The following is a 20099-nucleotide window of genomic DNA, read 5'->3' on the forward strand; positions in this document are numbered from 1 at the left end:
GTAATCAGGTGACAGCCCATGAATGATTTACAGATCGACGACATTAAAACCGACGAAAACGCCGCCATGGTGTTGTTGGTAGACGATCAGGCGATGATCGGCGAAGCCGTGCGCCGTGGGCTGTCGAACGAAGAAAACATCGACTTCCACTTCTGTTCCGACCCGCATCAGGCCATTGCGCAAGCGGTGCGGATCAAGCCGACGGTCATTCTCCAGGACCTGGTGATGCCCGGTCTTGACGGCCTGAGCCTGGTGCGCGAGTACCGCAATCACCCGGCGACCAAGGACATTCCGATCATTGTCCTGTCGACCAAGGAAGACCCGCTGATCAAGAGCGCGGCGTTCTCCGCGGGTGCCAACGATTATCTGGTGAAGCTGCCGGACACCATCGAACTGGTGGCGCGCATCCGCTATCACTCGCGCTCCTACATGACGTTACTGCAACGAGACGCGGCCTACCGTGCCCTGCGCGTCAGTCAGCAGCAGTTGCTCGACACTAACCTGGTGCTGCAACGCCTGATGAACTCCGATGGCCTGACCGGGCTGTCGAACCGCCGCCACTTCGACGAATACCTGGAGCTGGAATGGCGCCGCTCGTTGCGCGACCAGAGCCAGTTGTCGTTGCTGATGATCGACGTCGATTACTTCAAGTCCTATAACGACACGTTCGGCCATGTCGAAGGCGATGAAGCATTGCGCAAGGTCGCCACGGCCATTCGCGATGCCAGTGCGCGCCCCTCGGACTTGCCGGCGCGTTACGGTGGTGAGGAATTTGCGCTGGTGCTGCCGAATACTTCGCCGGGCGGCGCACGACTGGTGGCGGAAAAACTGCGCCAGACCGTGGCTTCACTGAAGATTCCACACATTGCGCCCAGCGAAGGGACGAGCCTGACTATCAGCATTGGTCTGGCGACCATGGTGCCGCAGGCGGGCAGCGATTGCCGGTTGCTGATATCGGCGGCCGATCGTGGGTTGTACTTGGCCAAGAACAACGGGCGTAATCAGGTCGGGATCGAGTAACCCGACTCCCACGACAAATGCAAAACCCTGTAGGAGCTGCCGAAGGCTGCGATCTTTTGATCTTTAAAAAATCAAAAGATCGCAGCCTTCGGCAGCTCCTACAGTTCATTAATGCTCGATTCGCCCCGCCAGACGGGCTGCCGTTACAGCCCGATTACGTTATACTCGCCGGCTTTCAAAAGTTCGCCAACGAGTGCTGCCCGCCATGGAAATCAACCCGATCCTGAACACCATCAAGGACCTGTCCGAGCGCTCCGAAACTATTCGGGGGTATCTTTGACTACGATCAAAAGCATGAGCGTCTGACTGAAGTCAATCGCGAGCTTGAAGATCCGAGTGTCTGGAACAAACCTGAATACGCCCAGGAACTGGGCCGCGAGCGCTCTGCGCTGGCGCAAATCGTCGATACCCTCGACGAATTGAACGGCGGTCTGGCCGATTGCCGCGACCTGCTCGACATGGCTGTCGAAGAAAACGACGAAGGCGCAGTGGGCGATGTCGTCGCTGAACTGGCCCGTCTCGAGGCCAACCTGGCCAAGCTCGAATTCCGCCGTATGTTCAGCCATGAAATGGACCCGAACAACGCCTACCTGGACATCCAGGCCGGTTCCGGCGGCACCGAAGCGCAGGACTGGGCCAACATCCTGCTGCGCATGTACCTGCGCTGGGCTGACAAACGCGGTTTCGACGCGACCATCATGGAACTGTCCGCCGGTGAAGTCGCCGGGATCAAGGGCGCGACCGTGCACATCAAGGGTGAATACGCCTTTGGCTGGCTGCGGACCGAGATTGGCGTGCACCGCCTGGTGCGCAAGAGCCCGTTTGACTCCGGCAACCGTCGCCACACCTCGTTCTCCGCGGTTTTCGTCTCGCCAGAGATCGATGACAAAGTGGAAATCGAAATCAACCCGGCAGACCTGCGGATCGACACCTATCGTTCCTCGGGTGCCGGTGGTCAGCACGTAAACACCACCGACTCGGCCGTACGTATTACTCACGTACCGACCAACACCGTGGTCAGCTGCCAGAACGAACGTTCCCAGCACGCCAACAAGGACACCGCCATGAAAATGCTGCGGGCCAAGTTGTACGAGCAGGAAATGCAGAAGCGCAACGCCGCTTCCCAGGCGCTGGAAGACACCAAGTCCGACATCGGCTGGGGTCACCAGATTCGCTCTTACGTGCTCGACGCGTCGCGAATCAAAGACCTGCGGACCAACATCGAACGCAGCGACTGCGACAAGGTGCTCGATGGCGACATCGATGAATACCTGGAAGCCAGCCTGAAATCAGGGCTGTAAAAGACGCAATACAGGGTCGGCTGATTCAACGCGATCCCTGTAGGAGCCAGCCCTGCTGGCGATCCCCGGGCTGCAAGGCCCGGGGGCAACGAACCTGATGGAATATCTAAAGACATGAGCGACCAACAACTCGATCCGCAAGCCCTGCAACAGGAAGAAAACTCCCTGATCGCCCTGCGCAAGGAAAAGCTTGCTGCCGAGCGCGCCAAGGGCAATGCCTTCCCGAACGACTTCCGCCGCGACAACTACTGCGATGCGTTGCAGAAACAGTACGCGGACAAGACCAAGGAAGAGCTGGCAGAGGCTGCAATCCCGGTCAAGGTTGCCGGTCGCATCATGCTCAACCGTGGCTCGTTCATGGTGATCCAGGACATGACCGGTCGCATTCAGGTCTACGTCAACCGCAAGACCCTGTCCGAAGAAACCCTGGCCGCGGTGAAAACCTGGGACATGGGCGACATCATTGCTGCCGAAGGCACCCTGGCCCGTTCCGGCAAAGGCGACCTGTACGTTGAAATGACCACCGTGCGCCTGCTGACCAAGTCGCTGCGCCCGCTGCCGGACAAGCACCACGGCCTGACCGACACCGAACAACGCTACCGTCAGCGTTACGTTGACCTGATCGTCAACGAAGAAGTGCGCCAGACGTTCCGCGTGCGTTCGCAAGTGATTGCGCACATCCGCAGCTTCCTGATGCAGCGCGACTTCCTCGAAGTCGAAACACCAATGCTGCAAACCATTCCCGGCGGCGCTGCGGCCAAGCCGTTCGAAACCCACCACAATGCGCTGGACATGGAAATGTTCCTGCGTATCGCGCCTGAGTTGTACCTCAAGCGTCTGGTGGTTGGCGGTTTCGAGAAGGTTTTCGAGATCAACCGCAACTTCCGTAACGAAGGCGTCTCGACCCGTCACAACCCTGAATTCACCATGTTGGAGTTCTACCAGGCTTACGCCGACTACGAAGACAACATGGACCTGACCGAAGAGTTGTTCCGTGAACTGGCGCAGCTGGTTCTGGGCAGCACCGACGTGCCGTACGGCGACAAGGTGTTCCACTTCGGCGAGCCGTTCGTGCGCCTGTCGGTGTTCGACTCGATCCTCAAGTACAACCCTGAGCTGACCGCCGATGATCTGAACGACATCGACAAGGCTCGCGCCATCGCCAAGAAGGCCGGCGCCAAGGTGCTGGGCTTCGAAGGTCTGGGCAAGCTGCAAGTGATGATTTTCGAAGAACTGGTCGAGCACAAGCTGGAGCAGCCGCACTTCATCACTCAGTACCCGTTCGAAGTGTCGCCGCTGGCTCGTCGCAATGACGACAACCCGAACGTCACTGACCGTTTCGAGCTGTTCATCGGTGGCCGTGAAATCGCCAACGCCTATTCCGAGTTGAACGACGCGGAAGACCAGGCCGAGCGCTTCATGGCGCAGGTGGCCGACAAGGACGCCGGCGACGACGAAGCCATGCACTACGACGCCGACTTCGTTCGTGCGCTGGAGTACGGCATGCCGCCAACGGCCGGTGAAGGTATCGGCATCGACCGTCTGGTGATGTTGCTGACCAACTCGCCGTCGATTCGCGATGTGATCCTGTTCCCGCACATGCGACCGCAAGCGTAAACGTTTCAGTTAAAAAGCCGCCTAAAACAGGCGGCTTTTTATTGCCTGTCTGGTACAAATGTATCGTTTGGTTACTTTTGAAATAACAGAGGAATGCCTGTCGTGATGGTTGCAATCGCTCAAGAAGGTGCAGCGGGTATCGCCACTGCGGTCGCTGAAAGTGTTCAGTACCAGGGTCGCAAGGCCAGCCGACAGGGCAGTGAGCAGCGTCGTCAGGACATTCTCGACGCGGCAATGCGCATTGTCGTGCGTGATGGCGTGCGCGCCGTACGCCACCGTGCAGTGGCTGCGGAAGCGGCGGTGCCGCTCTCGGCCACCACTTACTACTTCAAGGACATCGATGACCTGCTCACCGATACCTTTGCCCAATACGTTGAACGCAGTGCCGAATACATGGCCAAGCTGTGGATCAACAATGAAGGGCTGCTGCGCGATATGGTCGTCAGCGGTGACGGCAGCCCCGAGTCGCGCTCGCAACTGGCCGATGATATTGCCCGGTTGATGGCCGATTACGTGCAGCGACAGCTGCTCAACCGTCGCGAGCATTTGATGGCCGAGCAGGCATTCCGTCAGGAAGCGCTGCTCAACCCGCGCCTGGCGATTCTGGTGCGCTCGCATCAGCAGATTTTGCTGCAGGGTACCTGCCAGTTGTTTCAGGTCTTGGGCTCGCGTGAGCCGCAGCAAGATGCCAAGGTGTTGACGGCGATTATCGGACGGATGGAATATCAGGGCCTGCTCAACGACGCCGAGCCTTTGGCGGAGGAAGAGATGCTGGGGATTCTGACGCGGTATATGCATTTGGTCCTCGCGTCGGTGTAACGCAATGTGGTCCGCCTGACGCCGGTCCCAATGTAGGAGCTGCCGAAGGCTGCGATCTTTTGATCTTGCTTTTAGAAATCAGGATCAAAAGATCGCAGCCTTCGGCAGCTCCTGCAGAGAAAGGTGATTCAGGTTCATAGGGAGTATCGAATGAAAGCCTGGCGTGGCGTGCTGATCGCCTTGTCGTTCCTGCTGCTCAGTGGCTGTCTGGTGACGTTCAAATCGCCGCTGTCCACCCATGAACCGGCGCCCAAGGGTCTGCTCGGCAAGTGGTCGAGCGTCAATGCCTGGGGCGAGCCGATGAACCTTGAGCTGACCCGTCTGGGCAACAACCGCTATCAGGCCGTCACCTATTTCAAAGCCAAACCCCGCGAGCGCGAAGCCTATCCGTTCACCGTCTCGCATCGTGGCAATCGCTGGTACCTGTCGGCGAAAGTGCCGGCGCAGTTCGGTGGCCACTACACCATCGCCGGTTTCGAACTTACCGACAAACATGAGCTGGTGGTGTACAACCTCGATCTCGAGCAGATCAATCAGGCAATCCAACACAAAGCCCTCGACGGTCAGGCCTTCCAGACCGACGACGGCGATGGCGTTCTGGTCGACAGCAACCTCGACAAAGTCTTCGCTTACCTCGACGATCCGGCCAATTCCGATGTCTTTGTCGAAGCGGCGCGCTATCAGCGTCGGGCCGGCGCCAAATAATTCAAAACATCAGGTTTTTTACAGGAGTTTCGGGTGGACGATTACCAGCAGTCGATACGCATATTGTCCGATCGCATTGTGCTGGCGCAGACGCCAATCCGTGTTCTTGACGCGGTCAAGTGGGACGAAAGCATCCGCAAGGGTTTTCTCAAGGCCAAGGGCAAGGAAATGCCGGCGGTGGATCGCGACTATTACCTGAACCGGCCGCTGGCGTTCGATTCGAGCAAGGTCAAACTGGAATTCCAGAACATCGAGCGCGACATCACTCGCCAGCTCGGCCAGTTCAACCCGGTCGGGCAGATCATGCGGCGCATGTGCAAGGAATATCGCATGGTGGTGCGTATGCTCGAAGCGCGCGGCACCGAAGATTTCGGTCTGATCTCCCAAGAATTGTACGGCGCTGCGTCCGACGCATTCCACGCCGGTGACCCGACCTTGGCCGACCTCGGCCTGATGATGTCCGACTATCTGAACAACATCGATGGCCGTGGCGACCTGAAGGACGAGCCGAAAACCCTCACCGCCAAAGACGCCGTGCACCTGTTGCAAACCCGTCTGAACAAAGTGTTCGGCGAGGCTGAGGAAACCATTCGCGTGTTCGAGTCCGACGGTATCGTTGCCGATGCGGCGGCGGGCGCCGACTACATCAAGATCCGCACTGACGCGATGTTCAACGACCGCGACGTGCGCGCACTGGAAGTTCACGAGGGTCTGGTGCACGTCGGCACCACGCTCAACGGTTTGAACCAGCCGATCTGCACCTTTCTGTCCAAGGGCCCGCCGTCGTCAACGGTGACTCAGGAAGGTCTGGCGATCCTGATGGAAATCATCACCTTCGCCTCCTACCCGAGCCGTCTGCGCAAACTGACCAACCGTACCCGCGCCATTCACATGGTCGAGGAGGGCGCGGACTTCTTGCAGGTGTTCGAGTTTTTCCGTGAGCAGGGCTTTGAAATGGCGGAAAGCTATGGCAACGCCAGTCGGGTTTTCCGCGGGTCGACGCCGACCGGTCTGCCATTCACCAAAGACTTGTCCTACCTCAAGGGCTTTATCATGGTTTACAACTACATTCAGTTGGCCGTGCGTAAGGGCAAGCTTGAGCAGATTCCACTGTTGTTCTGCGGCAAGACCACTCTGGAAGACATGCGTACCTTGCGCCAATTGGTGGATGAGGGGCTGGTGGTGGCGCCGAAATATCTGCCTGACCAGTTCCGTGATCTGAATGCGCTGTCGGCGTGGATGTGCTTCTCCAACTTCCTCAACCATTTGAGTCTGGATCGGATCGAGGCGGACTATTCCAATATCCTTTAGACCCTACACAACCCCCTGTGGGAGCTGGCTCGCCAGCGATGGCGGCGGGTCAGCCAACATCAAAATTGACTGACAGAATGCAATCGCTGGCAAGCCAGCTCCCACAGGGTTCAGGATTGCCACAATTATTGTGTTCCAACCCGAATATTCGCGAGGTTTCACCGGATGAGAATCCTCGGCATCTTTTGCCTGCTCCTGACCCTCGGCGGTTGCAGTTCACTGTTGTTCTACCCAGAGCCTGGCCAGATCTTCACCCCGGAAAAAGCCAAACTCGAATACCGCACCGTCACCCTCACCACCGCCGACGGCCTTAAGCTGAACGCCTGGTGGCTGCCGGCCAAACCGGGTGTCGAGGTTAAAGGCACCGTCCTGCACCTGCATGGCAACGGCGGCAACTTGCCGATGCATTTGGGCGGAAGTTGGTGGTTGCCGAAAAACGGCTATCAAGTGTTGTTGGTGGACTATCGCGGCTATGGCTTGTCCGAGGGCGAACCGAGCCTGCCGGCGATCTATCAGGACATCGACGCGGCGTTCGCCTGGTTGGACAAGGCGCCCGAAATCAAAGGCAAGCCGCTGATCCTCCTCGGCCAAAGCCTCGGCGGCTCGATGGCCGTGCATTGGCTGGTGCAGCATCCCGAGCGGCAGAAACAGCTCAAGGCGCTGGTGCTCGACGGCGTGCCCGCCAGTTATCGCAGCGTCGGCCAATACGCCCTCAGCACATCGTGGCTGACCTGGCCGTTTCAGGTACCGCTGTCGTGGCTGGTGCCGGATGGCGACAGCGCGATCAATTCAATGCCGCAACTCAGCGGCGTGCCGAAACTGATCTTCCACAGCATCGACGATCCGCTGGTGCCTCTATCCAACGGCATCCGCCTGTATCAAGCTGCGCCGCCGCCGCGCGTATTGCAGTTGACTCGCGGCGGCCATGTACAGACTTTCGGCGACCCGGTCTGGCGTCAGGTGATGCTGCGCTATCTCGACGATCCCGAGCACTTCAACGGCCTGCGCCGCCTCGGCGAAATCCCCAATTACCCGCAACCCCCGAATTCTGAAGATGAGAGTCCGCAATGAGTGAAGAACGTAATGCCATCCCGCTGATCATCACGGGTATCTGCAGCATCCTCGGCACCGTTGGCGCCCTGTGGTACTACGGCTACCTGCACTTCGCCAAACCCGAGGATGCGCTGCTACTCAATGAATTCACCATGCTCAAGACCGTGCCGGGCGAAGACTACAAACTCTCGCTGAGCCCGGCACCGCAAGTGGCGCAGTGCATTGATGGCGTGCTGGTGCTGTTTGATACCGAGCAGAAAGGTCTGACCGGCGTGCTGATCAATGCCCAGAAAAAAGCCGTGCGCTGCATGGGCGAAGAGACGCCGCAGAAGCTGGAGCCCTAAAAATCAAAAGATCGCAGCCTTCGGCAGCTCCTACATGGGATTTCATTTCACCTGTATGAGTTGCCGAAGGCTGCGATCTTTTGATCAACAAAAAAGCCCCGCCTGATCACTCAGGCGGGGCTTTTGCGTTACAGCGTGAAGCTTAGTTCGAGCTGACAGCCGAACGTGGCATCACTGGCTGGTTGTCGTTGGAAATGGTCACTTCCACGCGACGGTTCATCGCACGACCGGAAACGCTGCCGTTCTCGGCAACCGGATATTCCTTGCCGTAACCCTGAGCGACGATGCGCGCTGGATCAACGCCCATTTTCACCAGTGCAGTGCGCACGGAATTGGCACGACGCTCGGACAGCGTCTGGTTGTGGCTGGCGGTACCGGTGCTGTCGGTGTAGCCCTCGACGATCACTTTGCGATCCGGGTTCTCCTGGAGGAACTGCGCCAGTTTATTGATGTTCACCAGACCGCTGGATTTCAGGTCTGCGCGGTCGGTAGCGAACAGCACATCACCAAAAGTCACCAGCGTACCGCGATCGGTCTGCTTGGCATTCAGGCTGTCCTGCAACTGCTTGATCTGTTGATCGCGAGCGTCCAGACGTGCCTGGGCGCGTTGGGCGGAGGCGTTCTTCAGATTGTTTTCAGCAGTGCGCAGGGCAATGGTCTGCTTGGCCACTTCAACACGCTGGTTGGTCAGGTAAGCCAGTTGGTCAACCTTGGCCGCGTCTTGCTTGTCCAGGTAGGCCTTGTCGGCCTTGTCCAGGTACTCACTGGCATCTTTGGTTTCCAGCGCCGCGACTTTGCTCGCCTGCGGGTTGGCTTGCAGGCCGGCGTAGTTGGTGCGTGCGTTCTCCAGGTTCGGATTAGGCGGGGTGGAGCAGGCAGCCAAGGCAACGCTTGCGGCCAGAAGAGCGGGAATCATCAGTTGCTTACGCATAATTTGTCGTCCTTTCTATCGGTAAGAGTTTCAGCTTTGCGGTCGGGATGCGCGCTTACTTCACGGTGCGCTGACTTTCCTGACGCAGTTCCTGAACACCTTTCTGGGAATCCTTCACAGCCAGTTCAGCCTTGGCGGCCTGAGCCTTGCGTTCTGCTACGCGAGCGTCCCACTCGGCTTGCTCGGACAGCGTACGAGCTTCTTCGTACTTCTTGTCGTGCATGGCGATTTCGGCTTGCTTGAGTTTGTCCTGCGCCTGCTTCATTTCAACGGCAGCAAACTCGGTACCACCGGCGCTGACGGCGCTGTTGACCGCAGATTGGGTCACGGCGTACTGCTCGGTCGGTGGATTACCGGCGCAACCGGCCAGTACGAAGCTGGTGCCGATTGCCAGGGCGGCCAGTTTCAGACCGCGCAGGTGGGTAAACGAGGTTTGGTTTTTCATGGTCTTCAACTCCATTAGGCATCTCCTGAATACATCTGAATCCATCCTGGTCGAGGAGCCTTAAGCGTCTTGTACAGCGCGTTTTTGAAACGCTCGTTCCAGGAGTGGTTACAGGGTCCGACCGGCGGCTGTTTTCAAAAGTTCAGAAAAGATGGCCTATCGCCTAAATAATTTTTGACCGAATGGACAAGGCTCTAGGACGGGAACTTTGGTGGGCTGGAGTGGTACGCGCGGCTTAAGAAATGAGCAAAAGCGACACAGCATTGAAGGACAAATGTATTCAATGTGGGAGCTGGCTTGCCAGCGATGAGGTCATCAGATTCAGTATGTCAGTGACTGAACTGACGCCATCGCTGGCAAGCCAGCTCCCACAGGTTTTGTGTTGTTCAGTCAGTGTTTCTGCTTGTTTTCAGCAGATGACAAATCCTGCAAATGCCGCCGTGACAGCGCCAGAAAACGCGGCGTTGGCCCGACGTCTTCATACAGCGGATCACCTTCCTCATCCGTCGCAACCACCGTCGAGCCTTTCACATAGGGCAGGCTCGCTTCGAACTCTTCAAGGGCTGCGCCGATCAGTTCGCCGAGCAGTTCTTCGGGGTGGCGTTTGGGGTACATCTCGGCAATCGCTGCCAGACGCGCAGCGGCCTCGACGTCCAGATGAATCGTGTAGCCAGTGTCGGTCAGGCGACCCTTGGCGTTTTCTTCCCAATGCTGGGCGAGTTCACGGATTTTCATGATGACCTCATGTCGCACCTGCTGTAGCAGGCTTGGGTGAGTGTCCGGCGGGGCCGGCGGCAAGCCTTTATGCGGCTTACTGTTGAGACTAGCTTTCGGCCACAAGGTTTAAAGTCCCTTCGTCGCCTGCTTGTAAGAAGCGCCGTAGAGCGGCACTCTCTGCGTCATGCACTCGTTTCTAGGCCGCCCGGATTACCGCTGGAGAACTGCTGATGACCGATATTGATGCACGCTTGCGCGAGGATGTTCACCTGCTCGGAGAGCTGTTGGGCAATACCATTCGAGACCAGTACGGCGAGGAATTTCTCGACAAGATCGAGCAGATTCGCAAGGGCGCCAAGGCCGACCGCCGAGGCTCGATGGATGCAGAACTGAGCGCCAGCCTCAATCAATTGAGCGAAGACGAATTGCTGCCGGTGGCGCGGGCGTTCAACCAGTTTCTCAATCTGGCGAACATCGCCGAACAGTATCAGTTGATCCATCGTCGCGAAGAGTCGCAGCCCGCGCCGTTCGAATCCCGGGTGCTCCCCGAATTGCTCGCCCGCCTGCGCAATGAAGGTCACAGCGCCGAATCCCTCGCCCGACAACTCGGGCGACTGGAAATCGAACTGGTGCTGACCGCGCACCCGACCGAAGTGGCGCGGCGCACGCTGATCCAGAAGTACGACGCCATCGCCGCGCAACTCGCCGCACAGGATCATCGCGACCTGACCAGCGCCGAGCGCGAGCAGATTCAAAACACCCTGCAAAGGCTGATCGCCGAAGCCTGGCACACCGAAGAAATCCGCCGCACCCGCCCAACCCCGGTGGACGAGGCCAAGTGGGGGTTCGCAGTCATCGAACACTCGCTGTGGCAGGCGATTCCCAACCATATGCGCAAGGCCGACAAGGCTTTGTACGAGGCCACGGGCCTGCGTCTGCCGCTGGAGGCTGCGCCGATTCGCTTCGCCTCGTGGATGGGCGGCGACCGTGACGGCAACCCGAATGTCACCGCTGCGGTGACTCGGGAAGTGTTGCTGCTGGCGCGCTGGATGGCCGCTGATTTGTACTTGCGCGATATCGATCATCTGGCTGCCGAGTTGTCGATGCAGCAGGCCAGCGACGCACTCAAGGCCCAGGCGGGTGACAGCGCCGAACCGTATCGTGCGGTACTCAAGCAATTGCGCGAACGCCTGCGCTCCACGCGCAACTGGGCGCATGCAGCGCTGACCGCACCGACGCCGGCGCCAGCGGATGTGCTGCAAAACAATCGTGATCTGCTTGATCCGCTGGAGCTGTGTTTCAACTCGTTGCACGAATGCGGCATGGGCGTGATCGCCGACGGCCCATTGCTTGATTGTCTGCGCCGGGCGGTGACGTTCGGCTTGTTCCTGGTGCGCCTCGACGTGCGTCAGGACTCCGCGCGGCACAGTTCGGCAATGACCGAAATTACTGATTACCTGGGCCTCGGTCGCTACGAGGACTGGGACGAAGAGCAACGCATTACCTTTCTGACCCGTGAACTGAGCAATCGTCGGCCGTTGCTGCCGGCGCATTTCAAGCCGTCCGCCGACACCGCTGAAGTGCTCAACACCTGCAAGGAAATCGCCGCCGCGCCCGGCGCTTCGCTCGGTTCCTACGTGATCTCGATGGCAGGCGCCGCTTCCGATGTGCTTGCCGTGCAGTTGCTGCTGAAAGAGTCCGGCGTACTGCGGCCGATGCGTGTGGTGCCATTGTTTGAAACCCTCGCCGACCTCGACAACGCCGGCCCGGTGATGGAGCGTCTGTTGCTGCTGCCGGGTTACCGCGCACGGTTGCAAGGTCCGCAGGAAGTGATGATCGGCTATTCGGACTCGGCCAAGGATGCGGGCACCACCGCAGCGGCGTGGGCGCAATATCGCGCCCAGGAACGGCTGGTGGAAATCTGCCGTGAACAGCAAGTCGAACTGCTGTTGTTCCATGGTCGCGGTGGCACTGTCGGCCGTGGCGGTGGTCCGGCGCACGCGGCGATTCTGTCGCAGCCGCCGGGATCGGTAGCGGGGCGGTTCCGCACCACCGAGCAGGGAGAAATGATTCGTTTCAAATTCGGCCTGCCGGACATCGCCGAGCAAAACCTCAATCTGTACCTGGCGGCGGTGCTCGAAGCGACGCTGTTGCCACCGCCGCCGCCAACAACGGAATGGCGCCACCTGATGGACGAATTGGCCGCTGATGGTGTCAGCGCCTATCGCCAGGTCGTGCGGGAAAATCCGCAATTCGTCGAGTATTTCCGCCAGTCCACTCCGGAGCAGGAACTGGGGCGCTTGCCATTGGGCAGTCGTCCGGCCAAGCGCCGCGCGGGTGGCATCGAAAGTCTGCGGGCGATCCCGTGGATCTTCGGCTGGACGCAAACGCGGCTGATGCTGCCGGCCTGGCTCGGCTGGGAATCGGCGCTGAGCAAAGCGCTGGAGCGCGGCGAAGGCGAATTGCTCGGGCAGATGCGCGAACAATGGCCGTTCTTTCGCACGCGCATCGACATGCTGGAAATGGTTCTGGCCAAGGCTGACGCCGATATTGCGTTGTCTTACGACCAGCGCCTGGTCGAGCCGGATTTGCTGCCGTTGGGCGCGCAGTTACGCGACCTATTGTCGCAGGCGTGCGCCGTGGTGCTTGGGCTGACCGGGCAGTCGCAGCTACTGGCGCATAGTCCGGACACCCTGGAATTCATCCGCCTGCGCAACACCTACCTCGACCCGCTTCATCTATTGCAGGCCGAGCTGCTCGCCCGCTCGCGACAACAGAATGTCGAGCAGGGCAGCCCGGTGGAGCAAGCGTTGCTGGTGTCTGTGGCGGGGATTGCCGCCGGTTTGCGTAATACCGGCTAAGGTTTTTTCGGCGGGGCAGGGCACCCGGTGCATGTGTCGGGTGCCGCTGGATATCTACTGGAAATGTTTCGCCAAGCGACAGTTAATGATGGGGTTGCGACTTGGGTCACCGCGTCCCGAAGTCGCGGCGGGCGTCGGTTTCTCCGACTTTTGGCGTCTTGTGTGGGCGCAGCCTGCTGTGTATCTTGATCAGCCTTTGGCCGTTTGTGCGGCCACGACCCGTATTTTTCAGGATTCGTCCCAAGAGGCGAGGCCTTTGTTTTGTAAAAGCTTTTTATAAAAAAATTGAGGAGCACATCTAATGCGCGTCATTCTGCTGGGAGCTCCCGGGGCCGGTAAAGGTACTCAGGCTAAGTTCATCACCGAGAAATTCGGCATTCCACAAATTTCCACTGGCGACATGCTGCGTGCAGCGGTCAAGGCCGGTACTCCGCTGGGCGTTCAAGCCAAGAGCATCATGGATGCCGGCGGCCTGGTGTCGGATGACCTGATCATCGCACTGGTTCAAGACCGCATCGCTCAACCTGATTGCGCCAACGGCTTCCTGTTCGACGGCTTCCCGCGCACCATTCCGCAGGCTGAAGCGCTGGTTACTGCCGGTGTCGAGCTGGACGCCGTGGTTGAAATCGCCGTTGAAGACGAAGAAATCGTTCAACGCATCGCCGGTCGTCGTGTTCACGAGGCCAGCGGCCGCGTTTACCACATCGTCTACAACCCGCCGAAAATTGCCGGCAAAGACGACATCACCGGTGACGAACTGGTACAGCGCAAGGACGACACCGAAGAAACCGTGCGTCATCGCCTGTCGGTCTACCACTCGCAGACCAAGCCACTGGTGGACTTCTACCAGAAGCTGTCCGCTGCCAACGGCAAGCCGAAGTACAGCCACATCCCGGGCGTTGGTTCGGTTGAGGCAATCACCGCCAAGGTACTCGAAGCGCTGAGCTGAAAAGTCTGAGCGGCGGCAACATCCACGGCCCGCTTGCGGGCCGTAGTTGTTTATACTGACGCACTTTTTTCCCACCTGTTTTGGAAACATCGATGAGCACCTTGCTGGCCCTGGACACCGCGACTGAAGCTTGCTCCGTTGCCTTGCTGCATGACGGCAAGGTCACGAGCCATTACGAGGTGATCCCGCGCCTGCACGCGCAGAAGCTGCTGCCGATGATCCAGCAACTGCTGGCCGACGCCGGCACCACGTTGCAAGCGGTTGACGCGATTGCGTTCGGTCGCGGCCCGGGTGCGTTTACCGGTGTGCGCATAGCCATTGGCGTGGTGCAGGGGCTGGCGTTCGCGCTGGACCGTCCGGTGTTGCCGGTGTCCAACCTTGCCGTGCTGGCGCAACGTGCATTGCGTGAGCATGGCGTGAGCCAAGTGGCCGCGGCCATCGATGCGCGGATGGATGAAGTGTATTGGGGCTGCTACCGCGAAACGGCGGGCGAGATGCGTCTGGTCGGTGCTGAAGCGGTGTTGCCGCCGCAAGTCGCGGCACTGCCGGCCGATGCCAGCGGCGACTGGTTCGGTGCGGGCACCGGTTGGAGTTACGCCGAGCGTATCGCGGTCAATCTGAACGGTTCTGATGCCGGCATGCTGCCCCACGCCGAAGACCTGCTGACGCTGGCACGATTTGCCTGGGAGCGCGGTGAGGCGATCCCGGCAGATGATGCTCAGCCTGTTTACCTGCGCGACAAAGTCGCCACCCCAAAAGCCCGTTAAGCCTTTAAAAGATCGCAGCCTTCGGCAGCTCCTACAGGGATCGTATTCCAATTGTAGGAGCTGCGATCTTTTGATCTTCCAGACGCCAATCGTCAGTTTCTGACCCCGCGTTTTAAACCTTTTGCGCTTTATGTGTTCTAGTTATCACTCGGCGGTTTGCTAAGTCGGTCAAGTGCCGCTAAATTGCCATCATTGATACCGAGCATGACTTTATGCGTATAGACGGCGTTTCCACTCAGTCCTACCCTATCAAGCGCAAGCCTCGCAAAGGCAATCCGGCGCTGGATGAATCCGTCGACGATATCGACGGCGAGCTGGAATTCCCGACTGAGGAGCAACTGGCCGCCCGCGCTGCCAAAGCCTCCGCGCAACGCCTGGCCAATCTGCCCGCCCGTCAGCAAGACATGATCTACCACCGCACGATGAAGAAAAGCGTAGCGATGGCCCTGGCCAGCTACCTGAGCACCGCCGGTTTTGTGGATTGGGACGCGGACGTGCTGGGCCTCGATCTGTACATCTGATGGATCTGCCTTACTACCTCGGTTGCCCGTCCTGGAGCGAAAACGCCTGGCGCGAGTATCTTTACCCGGTAGACGCAAAAACCTCCGACTTCCTCAGCCTCTATTCCCAAGTGTTCAACGCGGTGGAAGGCAATACGACTTTCTACGCCAGCCCGTCGCCCGCCACCGTGCAGCGTTGGGCCGAAACCATGCCTGCGCACTTTCGCTTCACTGCCAAGTTCCCCGGCGACATCAGTCACGGCGGCGACTTGCGTGAGCAACTGACCGCCGCCGAAATCTTCCTGCAATTACTCAAACCCCTCGGCGAGCGTGTATCGCCGCTGTGGCTGCAACTGTCGAAAAGCTTCGCACCGCATCGGCTGCCGGAACTGGCGGTATTCATTGATGCGCTGGACTGCCCGCTGGCGGTGGAAGTGCGCCACGAGCAGTTCTTCGCCAAGGGCGAGAGTGAGCGATTGCTCAATCGTCTGCTACTTGATCGGGGCGTGGAGCGTATCTGCCTCGATCCGCGTGCGCTGTTCAGTTGCCTGTCGACCGACTCTTCAGTCATCCACGCACAATCGAAAAAACCACGAGTACCGACGCGTCCGGCGGCGTTCACGCAGTTCCCGCAAGTGCGCTTCATTGGCCATCCGGAACTGGAAGCCAACGATCCGTTTCTTGTACCGTGGGTGGCGAAAATTGCCGAGTGGATTGAAGAGGGCCGCACGCCGTACATCTTCCTGCACACCGCCGATAACCTGTTGGCGGCAAAGCTCGCGCAACGTTTTCACGCACAACTGATGCAACGTTTGCCTGGCCTGCCATCTCTGCCTGAGCTATACAGAGAGCCCGCCGCGGAGCAACTTGGCCTGCTCTGAGGCAGATTCGTTTCCTGCCCTGGAGCCAGTCGATGGACGTGCAAGCCCTTACCGAACAAGCCCGTAAAGCCCAAGCCTTCAAAGCCCTGCATGAGCGTCCGGGGATTTTCGTCATTCCCAATCCGTGGGATGCCGGCTCGGCGAAGATGCTCGCAAGCCTTGGCTATCAGGCATTGGCCACCACCAGCGCAGGTTATGCGTTTTCCCAGGGCAAAGCCGATGGCGCCTTGAGCCTGGATGACACCTTGGCCAACGTCCGGGCGATAGTCGCATCGACCGATTTGCCGGTGGCGGTGGATCTGGAAAACGGTTTTGCCGACGACCCGGTCGAGTCCGCGAAAAGCCTGTTGCGTGCAGCAGAGGCGGGCGCGGTGGGCGGATCGATCGAGGACGCCACGGGCCGCGCAGACGCGCCGATCTATTGCTTCGAACACGCTGTGGCGCGCATCGAAGCCGCTGTCGCCGCTGTGCGCACGCTGCCGTTTCCCTTTCTCCTGACAGCGCGGGCGGAAAACTATCTGCACGGCAATCCCGACATCAACGACACCATCCGCCGCTTGCAGGCCTTTGCCGAGGCGGGCGCCGACGTGCTTTATGCGCCGGGTTTGCGCACCGCCGAAGAAGTGATTGCAGTGGTGCGCGCAGTGGCGCCGAAACCGGTCAACGTGTTGATGTCCGGCGGCTTGAAACTCACTGTGCAGCAACTCGAAGAAATGGGCGTGCGCCGGATCAGCACCGGTTCGGCGCTGGCATTGGCGGCGTTCGGCGAGTTCTTCCGCGCGGCTGAAGAAATTCAGCAGTCCGGCACCTTCGGCTTCACTTCGCAGTCGATGCCGTACGCCAAAGCCAATCAGTTTTTCAAAGGCTGAGCATGGGGCGTTGGTTTGCGCTGTTTATTCTGCTGAGCATCGGCGGCGCTGCGATCAGTGTCTGGCGTGGTTGGCTAGAGGTGCCGGCGCAATTCAATCCGTGGGCGCCGCTGGACGTCAAAGCCACGCCTAACTGGCTGACCGGCTACAAGCTGATGCGTTTGCGCGGCGATCCCGAACTCTGCGCCCAGGCACTGCGCAGTTCTGCACTGCGCGTCACGCCGCAGTCCGACAGCCCCGGTGCCAAATGCCCGCTGATCGGCGCTTTGCGCGTGCAGGGCGGCGAGGTGGCGCTGAGCAGCAGTTTCCTCGCCAGTTGTCCGCTGGCAGTCGCGTACGCGATGTTTGAGCGGCACTCGCTGCAACCCGCGGCACAGGCCATTTACGGCCAGAACGTCGCGCGTCTCGATCACCTCGGCAGCTTTGCCTGTCGAAATATCTATAACCGCGAGAGTGGTGCGCTCAGCCGCCATGCCAGTGCCGATGCGCTGGATATCGCCGGTTTTCGGCTGGCCGATGGCCGGACCGTCAGCGTGCTCAGAGACTGGCCCAAGAAAAATCAGGACGCACAGTTTCTGCGTCAGGTGCGCGACGGCGCCTGCGAGGCGTTCAGTGTGGTGTTGAGCCCTGATTACAACGCCGCCCATCGCAATCACTTTCATGTCGATGTCGGGCGCTGGAGCGTGTGTCGCTGAGATTCAAGCGGCGATGCGCAGGTTCTGCAGAACAATCGGGCGTGCCCAGCCGTTATCGAAGTCCAGGGCTTTCTGCTGCTCGACGATTTCTTCCGGCGGGAATGGCGGGTAAGGCTTTTGCAGCAGGTCCAGGTCGAACTCGGCAATCGGCAAATACAGCGGACGCTTCTGCGGCGCGGCACCCGGTTCCGGAATCGGTTGACCGTTGTTGATCACGATCGGGCGAACCCAACTGCTGTCGAAGTCCTGTTGCCCTTGCTGAGCCTTGATTTCTTCTGGCGGGAACGGTGGGAACGGTTTGTCCAGCAGCTCCATTTCGAACTCGGCGATCGGCAAAAACAGCGGCTCTGGCGGACGCACCTGGGTTTCAACTACATCGCATTCGCGCTGGCTGATGATGTGTGCGTGCAGTTCGCTGCCGACGGTCGGTTCTTCCGGGCTGGTCAGGTCAACCGGGGGAAACGTGCCGCAGGCCGGCACCACATCACTCGTCTGTTCGGCCATCGCCTGGGCAAAGAAATCCTGCCACAGGTGGCTGACGCCGCTCAGTGCTTGAGTGTTATGACGGCTGAAATCGCCATGGGGCGAGATGTAGCCAATCGATGTGGGAAGAATGCCTGACATTTTTTTCGGTTGACGCTCAGCTCTGGCAAAATGCGCGTTGAATGAGTTATCGGCGGTTTTTGCCGATCCTTAAATTTTTGAGCGTGTTTTCCAATGATTGAGCAACCCGCGGCCTGCCGCATCCATGTCGAAGCCCTCGGCCCGACGTTCGCTGTGCAAGCCGAGCACTGGGCCGAGCGCCTGGGCCTGCCGCTTGAGGTGGTCGACGGCGAGTTTGCCTTGCAGGTCGGCGAACAGGGTTTGCAATTGCAGCAACTGGGGCCGGACGCGCCGGGGCCGGTGCGCGTGGACTTCGTCGAGGGTGGCGCGGCGCATCGTCGGTTATACGGCGGCGGCAGCGGGCAGATGATCGCCAAGGCTGTCGGCGTCGCTCAAGGCGTGCGCCCGCGGGTGCTGGATGCGACGGCGGGTCTGGGCAAGGATGCGTTCGTGCTGGCGAGTCTGGGTTGCGAGATGAGCCTGATCGAGCGTCAGCCGCTGATCGGCGCATTGCTGGAGGATGGTCTGGCGCGGGCGGCGGAAGATTTCGATGTGGCGCCGATCGTGGCGCGGATGAAGTTGCTCAAGGGCAACTCCATCGAGGTCATGCGCAACTGGGAAGGCGAGCCGCCGCAGGTGATCTACCTCGACCCGATGTTTCCGCATCGCGAGAAAACCGCGCTGGTGAAGAAGGAAATGCGCCTGTTCCGGCCACTGGTTGGTGATGATCCGGATGCCCCGGCGTTGCTCGAAGCGGCGCTGGCGCTGGCGACGCACCGGGTGGTGGTCAAACGCCCGCGCAAGGCACCTTGCATTGAGGGGCCCAAACCGAGTCATGCGCTGGATGGCAAGTCCAGTCGGTATGACATCTATCCGAAGAAGGCGCTCAAGGCCTGATACCGAGTCGCCTCCATCGCTGGCAAGCCAGCTCCCACAGGTTTTCGTGGTGTGCACACAATTTGTGATCACACTCCAATCCCTGTGGGAGCTGGCTTGCCAGCGATAGCGGCAGTGCAGACAAGGCAGAAGCTAAGGTCTGTAAGCCCGCATAAACAACCCCACAACTTCCCGCACATGGCTCTCTGAAGCCTCTTCGCCCAACGGCTCACCACAGCCATACAACAAGCGGAAATTCCCCGCGCCCTTGATCAGGCAGAAAAAATGCTCCGCCGCATTGCGTGGCAGATCAATGCTCAGCGCGCCGCTGTCATGGATCTGCGTCAACAACCGCTCCATGCCCTGCACCATGCGCTGCGGGCCTGCCTCGAAGAAGATCAGCGACAGCTTCGGATCCTGACTGCCCAGCGCCATGATCAGGCGATGCAGATTCACCGATTCATCGCTGTTGATCAGTTGATGAAAGCCTCGGGCAATGTTCAGCAACACCTTTTCCACAGCGATGCCTGCCGGTAATTCGAAGAACAGCGGCGGCAATTGCTCCTCGCATTTGGCCATCACGGCGGCAGAGAACAGCGTCTCCTTGTCGTTGAAATGGCTGTAAACCGTCAGTTTAGACACCCCCGCCTCGGCGGCGACCGCGTCCATGCTGGTGTTGGCGTAGCCATGACTCAGAAACAGAATTTTCGCCGCATCGAGGATGGCCTGGCGCTTGGCCAGATCCTTGGGGCGGCCCGGGCCGTTTGGAGCTGAAAGATTGTTCGACATTCTTCGCTTTTATTACTGGACTGGTGAGTTTGCTATTAATAACATA

At 59.5% G+C, this 20099-nt stretch carries 21 protein-coding genes; 16 read left to right on the plus strand and 5 right to left on the minus strand.

Annotated features, from left to right (window positions below; genetic code table 11):
* Positions 1 to 18: 18 nt before the first annotated feature.
* From ACA061_RS05135 to ACA061_RS05170, 8 genes are all read left to right on the plus strand, one after another.
* On the plus strand, positions 19 to 1020 hold the full coding sequence (locus ACA061_RS05135; protein WP_042560882.1) for a response regulator: 1002 nt from the start codon (positions 19 to 21) through the stop codon (positions 1018 to 1020).
* A gap of 205 nt (positions 1021 to 1225) precedes the next feature.
* Positions 1226 to 2321 (plus strand): peptide chain release factor 2 gene (gene prfB / locus ACA061_RS05140; protein WP_150594562.1). Its coding sequence is split into 2 segments (ribosomal slippage): positions 1226 to 1297 and positions 1299 to 2321, totalling 1095 coding nucleotides; the frame shifts between segments, so codons are not numbered across the junction.
* Positions 2322 to 2435: 114 nt separating this feature from the next.
* Positions 2436 to 3938, plus strand: a complete 1503-nt coding sequence (lysS, locus tag ACA061_RS05145) for a lysine--tRNA ligase (RefSeq protein ID WP_047299888.1) — start codon at positions 2436 to 2438, stop codon at positions 3936 to 3938.
* A gap of 105 nt (positions 3939 to 4043) precedes the next feature.
* On the plus strand, positions 4044 to 4757 hold the full coding sequence (locus tag ACA061_RS05150; protein ID WP_150604741.1) for a TetR/AcrR family transcriptional regulator: 714 nt from the start codon (positions 4044 to 4046) through the stop codon (positions 4755 to 4757).
* A gap of 150 nt (positions 4758 to 4907) precedes the next feature.
* On the plus strand, positions 4908 to 5462 hold the full coding sequence (locus ACA061_RS05155) for a hypothetical protein (RefSeq protein WP_210553903.1): 555 nt from the start codon (positions 4908 to 4910) through the stop codon (positions 5460 to 5462).
* A gap of 33 nt (positions 5463 to 5495) precedes the next feature.
* Positions 5496 to 6773 (plus strand): flavohemoglobin expression-modulating QEGLA motif protein, encoded by a 1278-nt coding sequence (locus ACA061_RS05160; RefSeq protein ID WP_042560877.1) that lies wholly within the window; start codon positions 5496 to 5498, stop codon positions 6771 to 6773.
* 165 nt (positions 6774 to 6938) lie between these two features.
* Positions 6939 to 7844 carry an alpha/beta hydrolase gene (locus tag ACA061_RS05165; RefSeq protein WP_150618128.1) on the plus strand — a complete coding sequence of 302 codons (906 nt, stop codon included), beginning with the start codon at positions 6939 to 6941 and terminating at the stop codon, positions 7842 to 7844.
* The gene (locus tag ACA061_RS05170; RefSeq protein ID WP_150604737.1) at positions 7841 to 8170 is read left to right on the plus strand and encodes a PA3694 family proteiin; all 330 of its coding nucleotides are present in this window, start codon (positions 7841 to 7843) and stop codon (positions 8168 to 8170) included. Before ACA061_RS05165 ends, ACA061_RS05170 begins: the two co-directional genes overlap by 4 nt.
* Positions 8171 to 8312: 142 nt before the next feature.
* Here the strand turns inward: ACA061_RS05170 and lptF are convergent, their stop codons facing one another.
* From lptF to ACA061_RS05185, 3 genes are all read right to left on the minus strand, one after another.
* Positions 8313 to 9101, minus strand: a complete 789-nt coding sequence (lptF, locus tag ACA061_RS05175; RefSeq protein ID WP_150604736.1) for a lipotoxin F family OmpA-related lipoprotein LptF — start codon at positions 9099 to 9101, stop codon at positions 8313 to 8315.
* Positions 9102 to 9156: 55 nt separating this feature from the next.
* A complete protein-coding gene (locus ACA061_RS05180; protein WP_042560872.1) occupies positions 9157 to 9561 on the minus strand; it encodes a DUF4398 domain-containing protein in 405 nt (134 codons plus the stop codon).
* 375 nt (positions 9562 to 9936) lie between these two features.
* On the minus strand, positions 9937 to 10281 hold the full coding sequence (locus tag ACA061_RS05185) for a hypothetical protein (protein WP_047299892.1): 345 nt from the start codon (positions 10279 to 10281) through the stop codon (positions 9937 to 9939).
* A 212-nt stretch (positions 10282 to 10493) separates the two neighbouring features.
* Between ACA061_RS05185 and ppc the strand changes: the two genes are divergently transcribed.
* From ppc to ACA061_RS05220, 7 genes are all read left to right on the plus strand, one after another.
* Complete coding sequence (gene ppc / locus ACA061_RS05190; RefSeq protein WP_497300753.1) at positions 10494 to 13124, plus strand: phosphoenolpyruvate carboxylase; 2631 nt, start codon at positions 10494 to 10496, stop codon at positions 13122 to 13124.
* 301 nt (positions 13125 to 13425) lie between these two features.
* Positions 13426 to 14073, plus strand: coding sequence for an adenylate kinase (gene adk, locus ACA061_RS05195; protein ID WP_103303063.1), 648 nt, complete (start codon positions 13426 to 13428; stop codon positions 14071 to 14073).
* A gap of 92 nt (positions 14074 to 14165) precedes the next feature.
* The gene (tsaB, locus tag ACA061_RS05200) at positions 14166 to 14840 is read left to right on the plus strand and encodes a tRNA (adenosine(37)-N6)-threonylcarbamoyltransferase complex dimerization subunit type 1 TsaB (protein WP_150604734.1); all 675 of its coding nucleotides are present in this window, start codon (positions 14166 to 14168) and stop codon (positions 14838 to 14840) included.
* 212 nt (positions 14841 to 15052) lie between these two features.
* Positions 15053 to 15361 (plus strand): hypothetical protein, encoded by a 309-nt coding sequence (locus ACA061_RS05205; RefSeq protein WP_042560798.1) that lies wholly within the window; start codon positions 15053 to 15055, stop codon positions 15359 to 15361.
* Complete coding sequence (locus tag ACA061_RS05210) at positions 15361 to 16221, plus strand: DUF72 domain-containing protein (protein ID WP_497300754.1); 861 nt, start codon at positions 15361 to 15363, stop codon at positions 16219 to 16221. The genes ACA061_RS05205 and ACA061_RS05210 overlap by 1 nt, the downstream gene beginning before the upstream one ends.
* A 32-nt stretch (positions 16222 to 16253) precedes the next feature.
* The gene (locus tag ACA061_RS05215) at positions 16254 to 17090 is read left to right on the plus strand and encodes an isocitrate lyase/PEP mutase family protein (RefSeq protein WP_210701079.1); all 837 of its coding nucleotides are present in this window, start codon (positions 16254 to 16256) and stop codon (positions 17088 to 17090) included.
* A 2-nt stretch (positions 17091 to 17092) separates the two neighbouring features.
* Complete coding sequence (locus ACA061_RS05220) at positions 17093 to 17785, plus strand: extensin-like domain-containing protein (RefSeq protein WP_210701078.1); 693 nt, start codon at positions 17093 to 17095, stop codon at positions 17783 to 17785.
* Positions 17786 to 17788: 3 nt separating this feature from the next.
* Here ACA061_RS05220 and ACA061_RS05225 read toward each other — a convergent pair whose 3' ends face one another.
* A complete protein-coding gene (locus ACA061_RS05225) occupies positions 17789 to 18409 on the minus strand; it encodes a hypothetical protein (protein WP_042560794.1) in 621 nt (206 codons plus the stop codon).
* Between the two features lie 93 nt (positions 18410 to 18502).
* On the opposite strand from ACA061_RS05225, the gene ACA061_RS05230 reads away from it, so the two are divergent.
* Entirely contained in the window at positions 18503 to 19285 is a 783-nt protein-coding gene (locus ACA061_RS05230) for a class I SAM-dependent methyltransferase (protein ID WP_497300756.1), read from the plus strand.
* 132 nt (positions 19286 to 19417) lie between these two features.
* Here the strand turns inward: ACA061_RS05230 and ACA061_RS05235 are convergent, their stop codons facing one another.
* Positions 19418 to 20053, minus strand: coding sequence for a TetR/AcrR family transcriptional regulator (locus tag ACA061_RS05235; RefSeq protein WP_150594546.1), 636 nt, complete (start codon positions 20051 to 20053; stop codon positions 19418 to 19420).
* Positions 20054 to 20099: the final 46 nt, after the last annotated feature.

This window comes from Pseudomonas sp. LBUM1668, from assembly GCF_059695715.1.

Excerpts from the sequence above, each read along its gene's own strand:
- ACA061_RS05210 (WP_497300754.1), top strand. The coding sequence starts at position 15,361 with ATGGATCTGCCTTACTACCTCGGTTGCCCGTCCTGGAGCGAAAACGCC.
- ACA061_RS05135 (WP_042560882.1), top strand. The coding sequence starts at position 19 with ATGAATGATTTACAGATCGACGACATTAAAACCGACGAAAACGCCGCC.
- ACA061_RS05165 (WP_150618128.1), top strand. The coding sequence starts at position 6,939 with ATGAGAATCCTCGGCATCTTTTGCCTGCTCCTGACCCTCGGCGGTTGC.
- ACA061_RS05220 (WP_210701078.1), top strand. The coding sequence starts at position 17,093 with ATGGGGCGTTGGTTTGCGCTGTTTATTCTGCTGAGCATCGGCGGCGCT.
- lptF (WP_150604736.1), bottom strand. The coding sequence starts at position 9,101 with ATGCGTAAGCAACTGATGATTCCCGCTCTTCTGGCCGCAAGCGTTGCC.
- ACA061_RS05170 (WP_150604737.1), top strand. The coding sequence starts at position 7,841 with ATGAGTGAAGAACGTAATGCCATCCCGCTGATCATCACGGGTATCTGC.
- lysS (WP_047299888.1), top strand. The coding sequence starts at position 2,436 with ATGAGCGACCAACAACTCGATCCGCAAGCCCTGCAACAGGAAGAAAAC.
- ACA061_RS05215 (WP_210701079.1), top strand. The coding sequence starts at position 16,254 with ATGGACGTGCAAGCCCTTACCGAACAAGCCCGTAAAGCCCAAGCCTTC.
- adk (WP_103303063.1), top strand. The coding sequence starts at position 13,426 with ATGCGCGTCATTCTGCTGGGAGCTCCCGGGGCCGGTAAAGGTACTCAG.
- tsaB (WP_150604734.1), top strand. The coding sequence starts at position 14,166 with ATGAGCACCTTGCTGGCCCTGGACACCGCGACTGAAGCTTGCTCCGTT.
- ACA061_RS05155 (WP_210553903.1), top strand. The coding sequence starts at position 4,908 with ATGAAAGCCTGGCGTGGCGTGCTGATCGCCTTGTCGTTCCTGCTGCTC.
- ACA061_RS05180 (WP_042560872.1), bottom strand. The coding sequence starts at position 9,561 with ATGGAGTTGAAGACCATGAAAAACCAAACCTCGTTTACCCACCTGCGC.
- ppc (WP_497300753.1), top strand. The coding sequence starts at position 10,494 with ATGACCGATATTGATGCACGCTTGCGCGAGGATGTTCACCTGCTCGGA.
- ACA061_RS05225 (WP_042560794.1), bottom strand. The coding sequence starts at position 18,409 with ATGTCAGGCATTCTTCCCACATCGATTGGCTACATCTCGCCCCATGGC.
- ACA061_RS05185 (WP_047299892.1), bottom strand. The coding sequence starts at position 10,281 with ATGAAAATCCGTGAACTCGCCCAGCATTGGGAAGAAAACGCCAAGGGT.
- ACA061_RS05150 (WP_150604741.1), top strand. The coding sequence starts at position 4,044 with ATGGTTGCAATCGCTCAAGAAGGTGCAGCGGGTATCGCCACTGCGGTC.
- ACA061_RS05235 (WP_150594546.1), bottom strand. The coding sequence starts at position 20,053 with ATGTCGAACAATCTTTCAGCTCCAAACGGCCCGGGCCGCCCCAAGGAT.
- ACA061_RS05230 (WP_497300756.1), top strand. The coding sequence starts at position 18,503 with ATGATTGAGCAACCCGCGGCCTGCCGCATCCATGTCGAAGCCCTCGGC.
- ACA061_RS05205 (WP_042560798.1), top strand. The coding sequence starts at position 15,053 with ATGCGTATAGACGGCGTTTCCACTCAGTCCTACCCTATCAAGCGCAAG.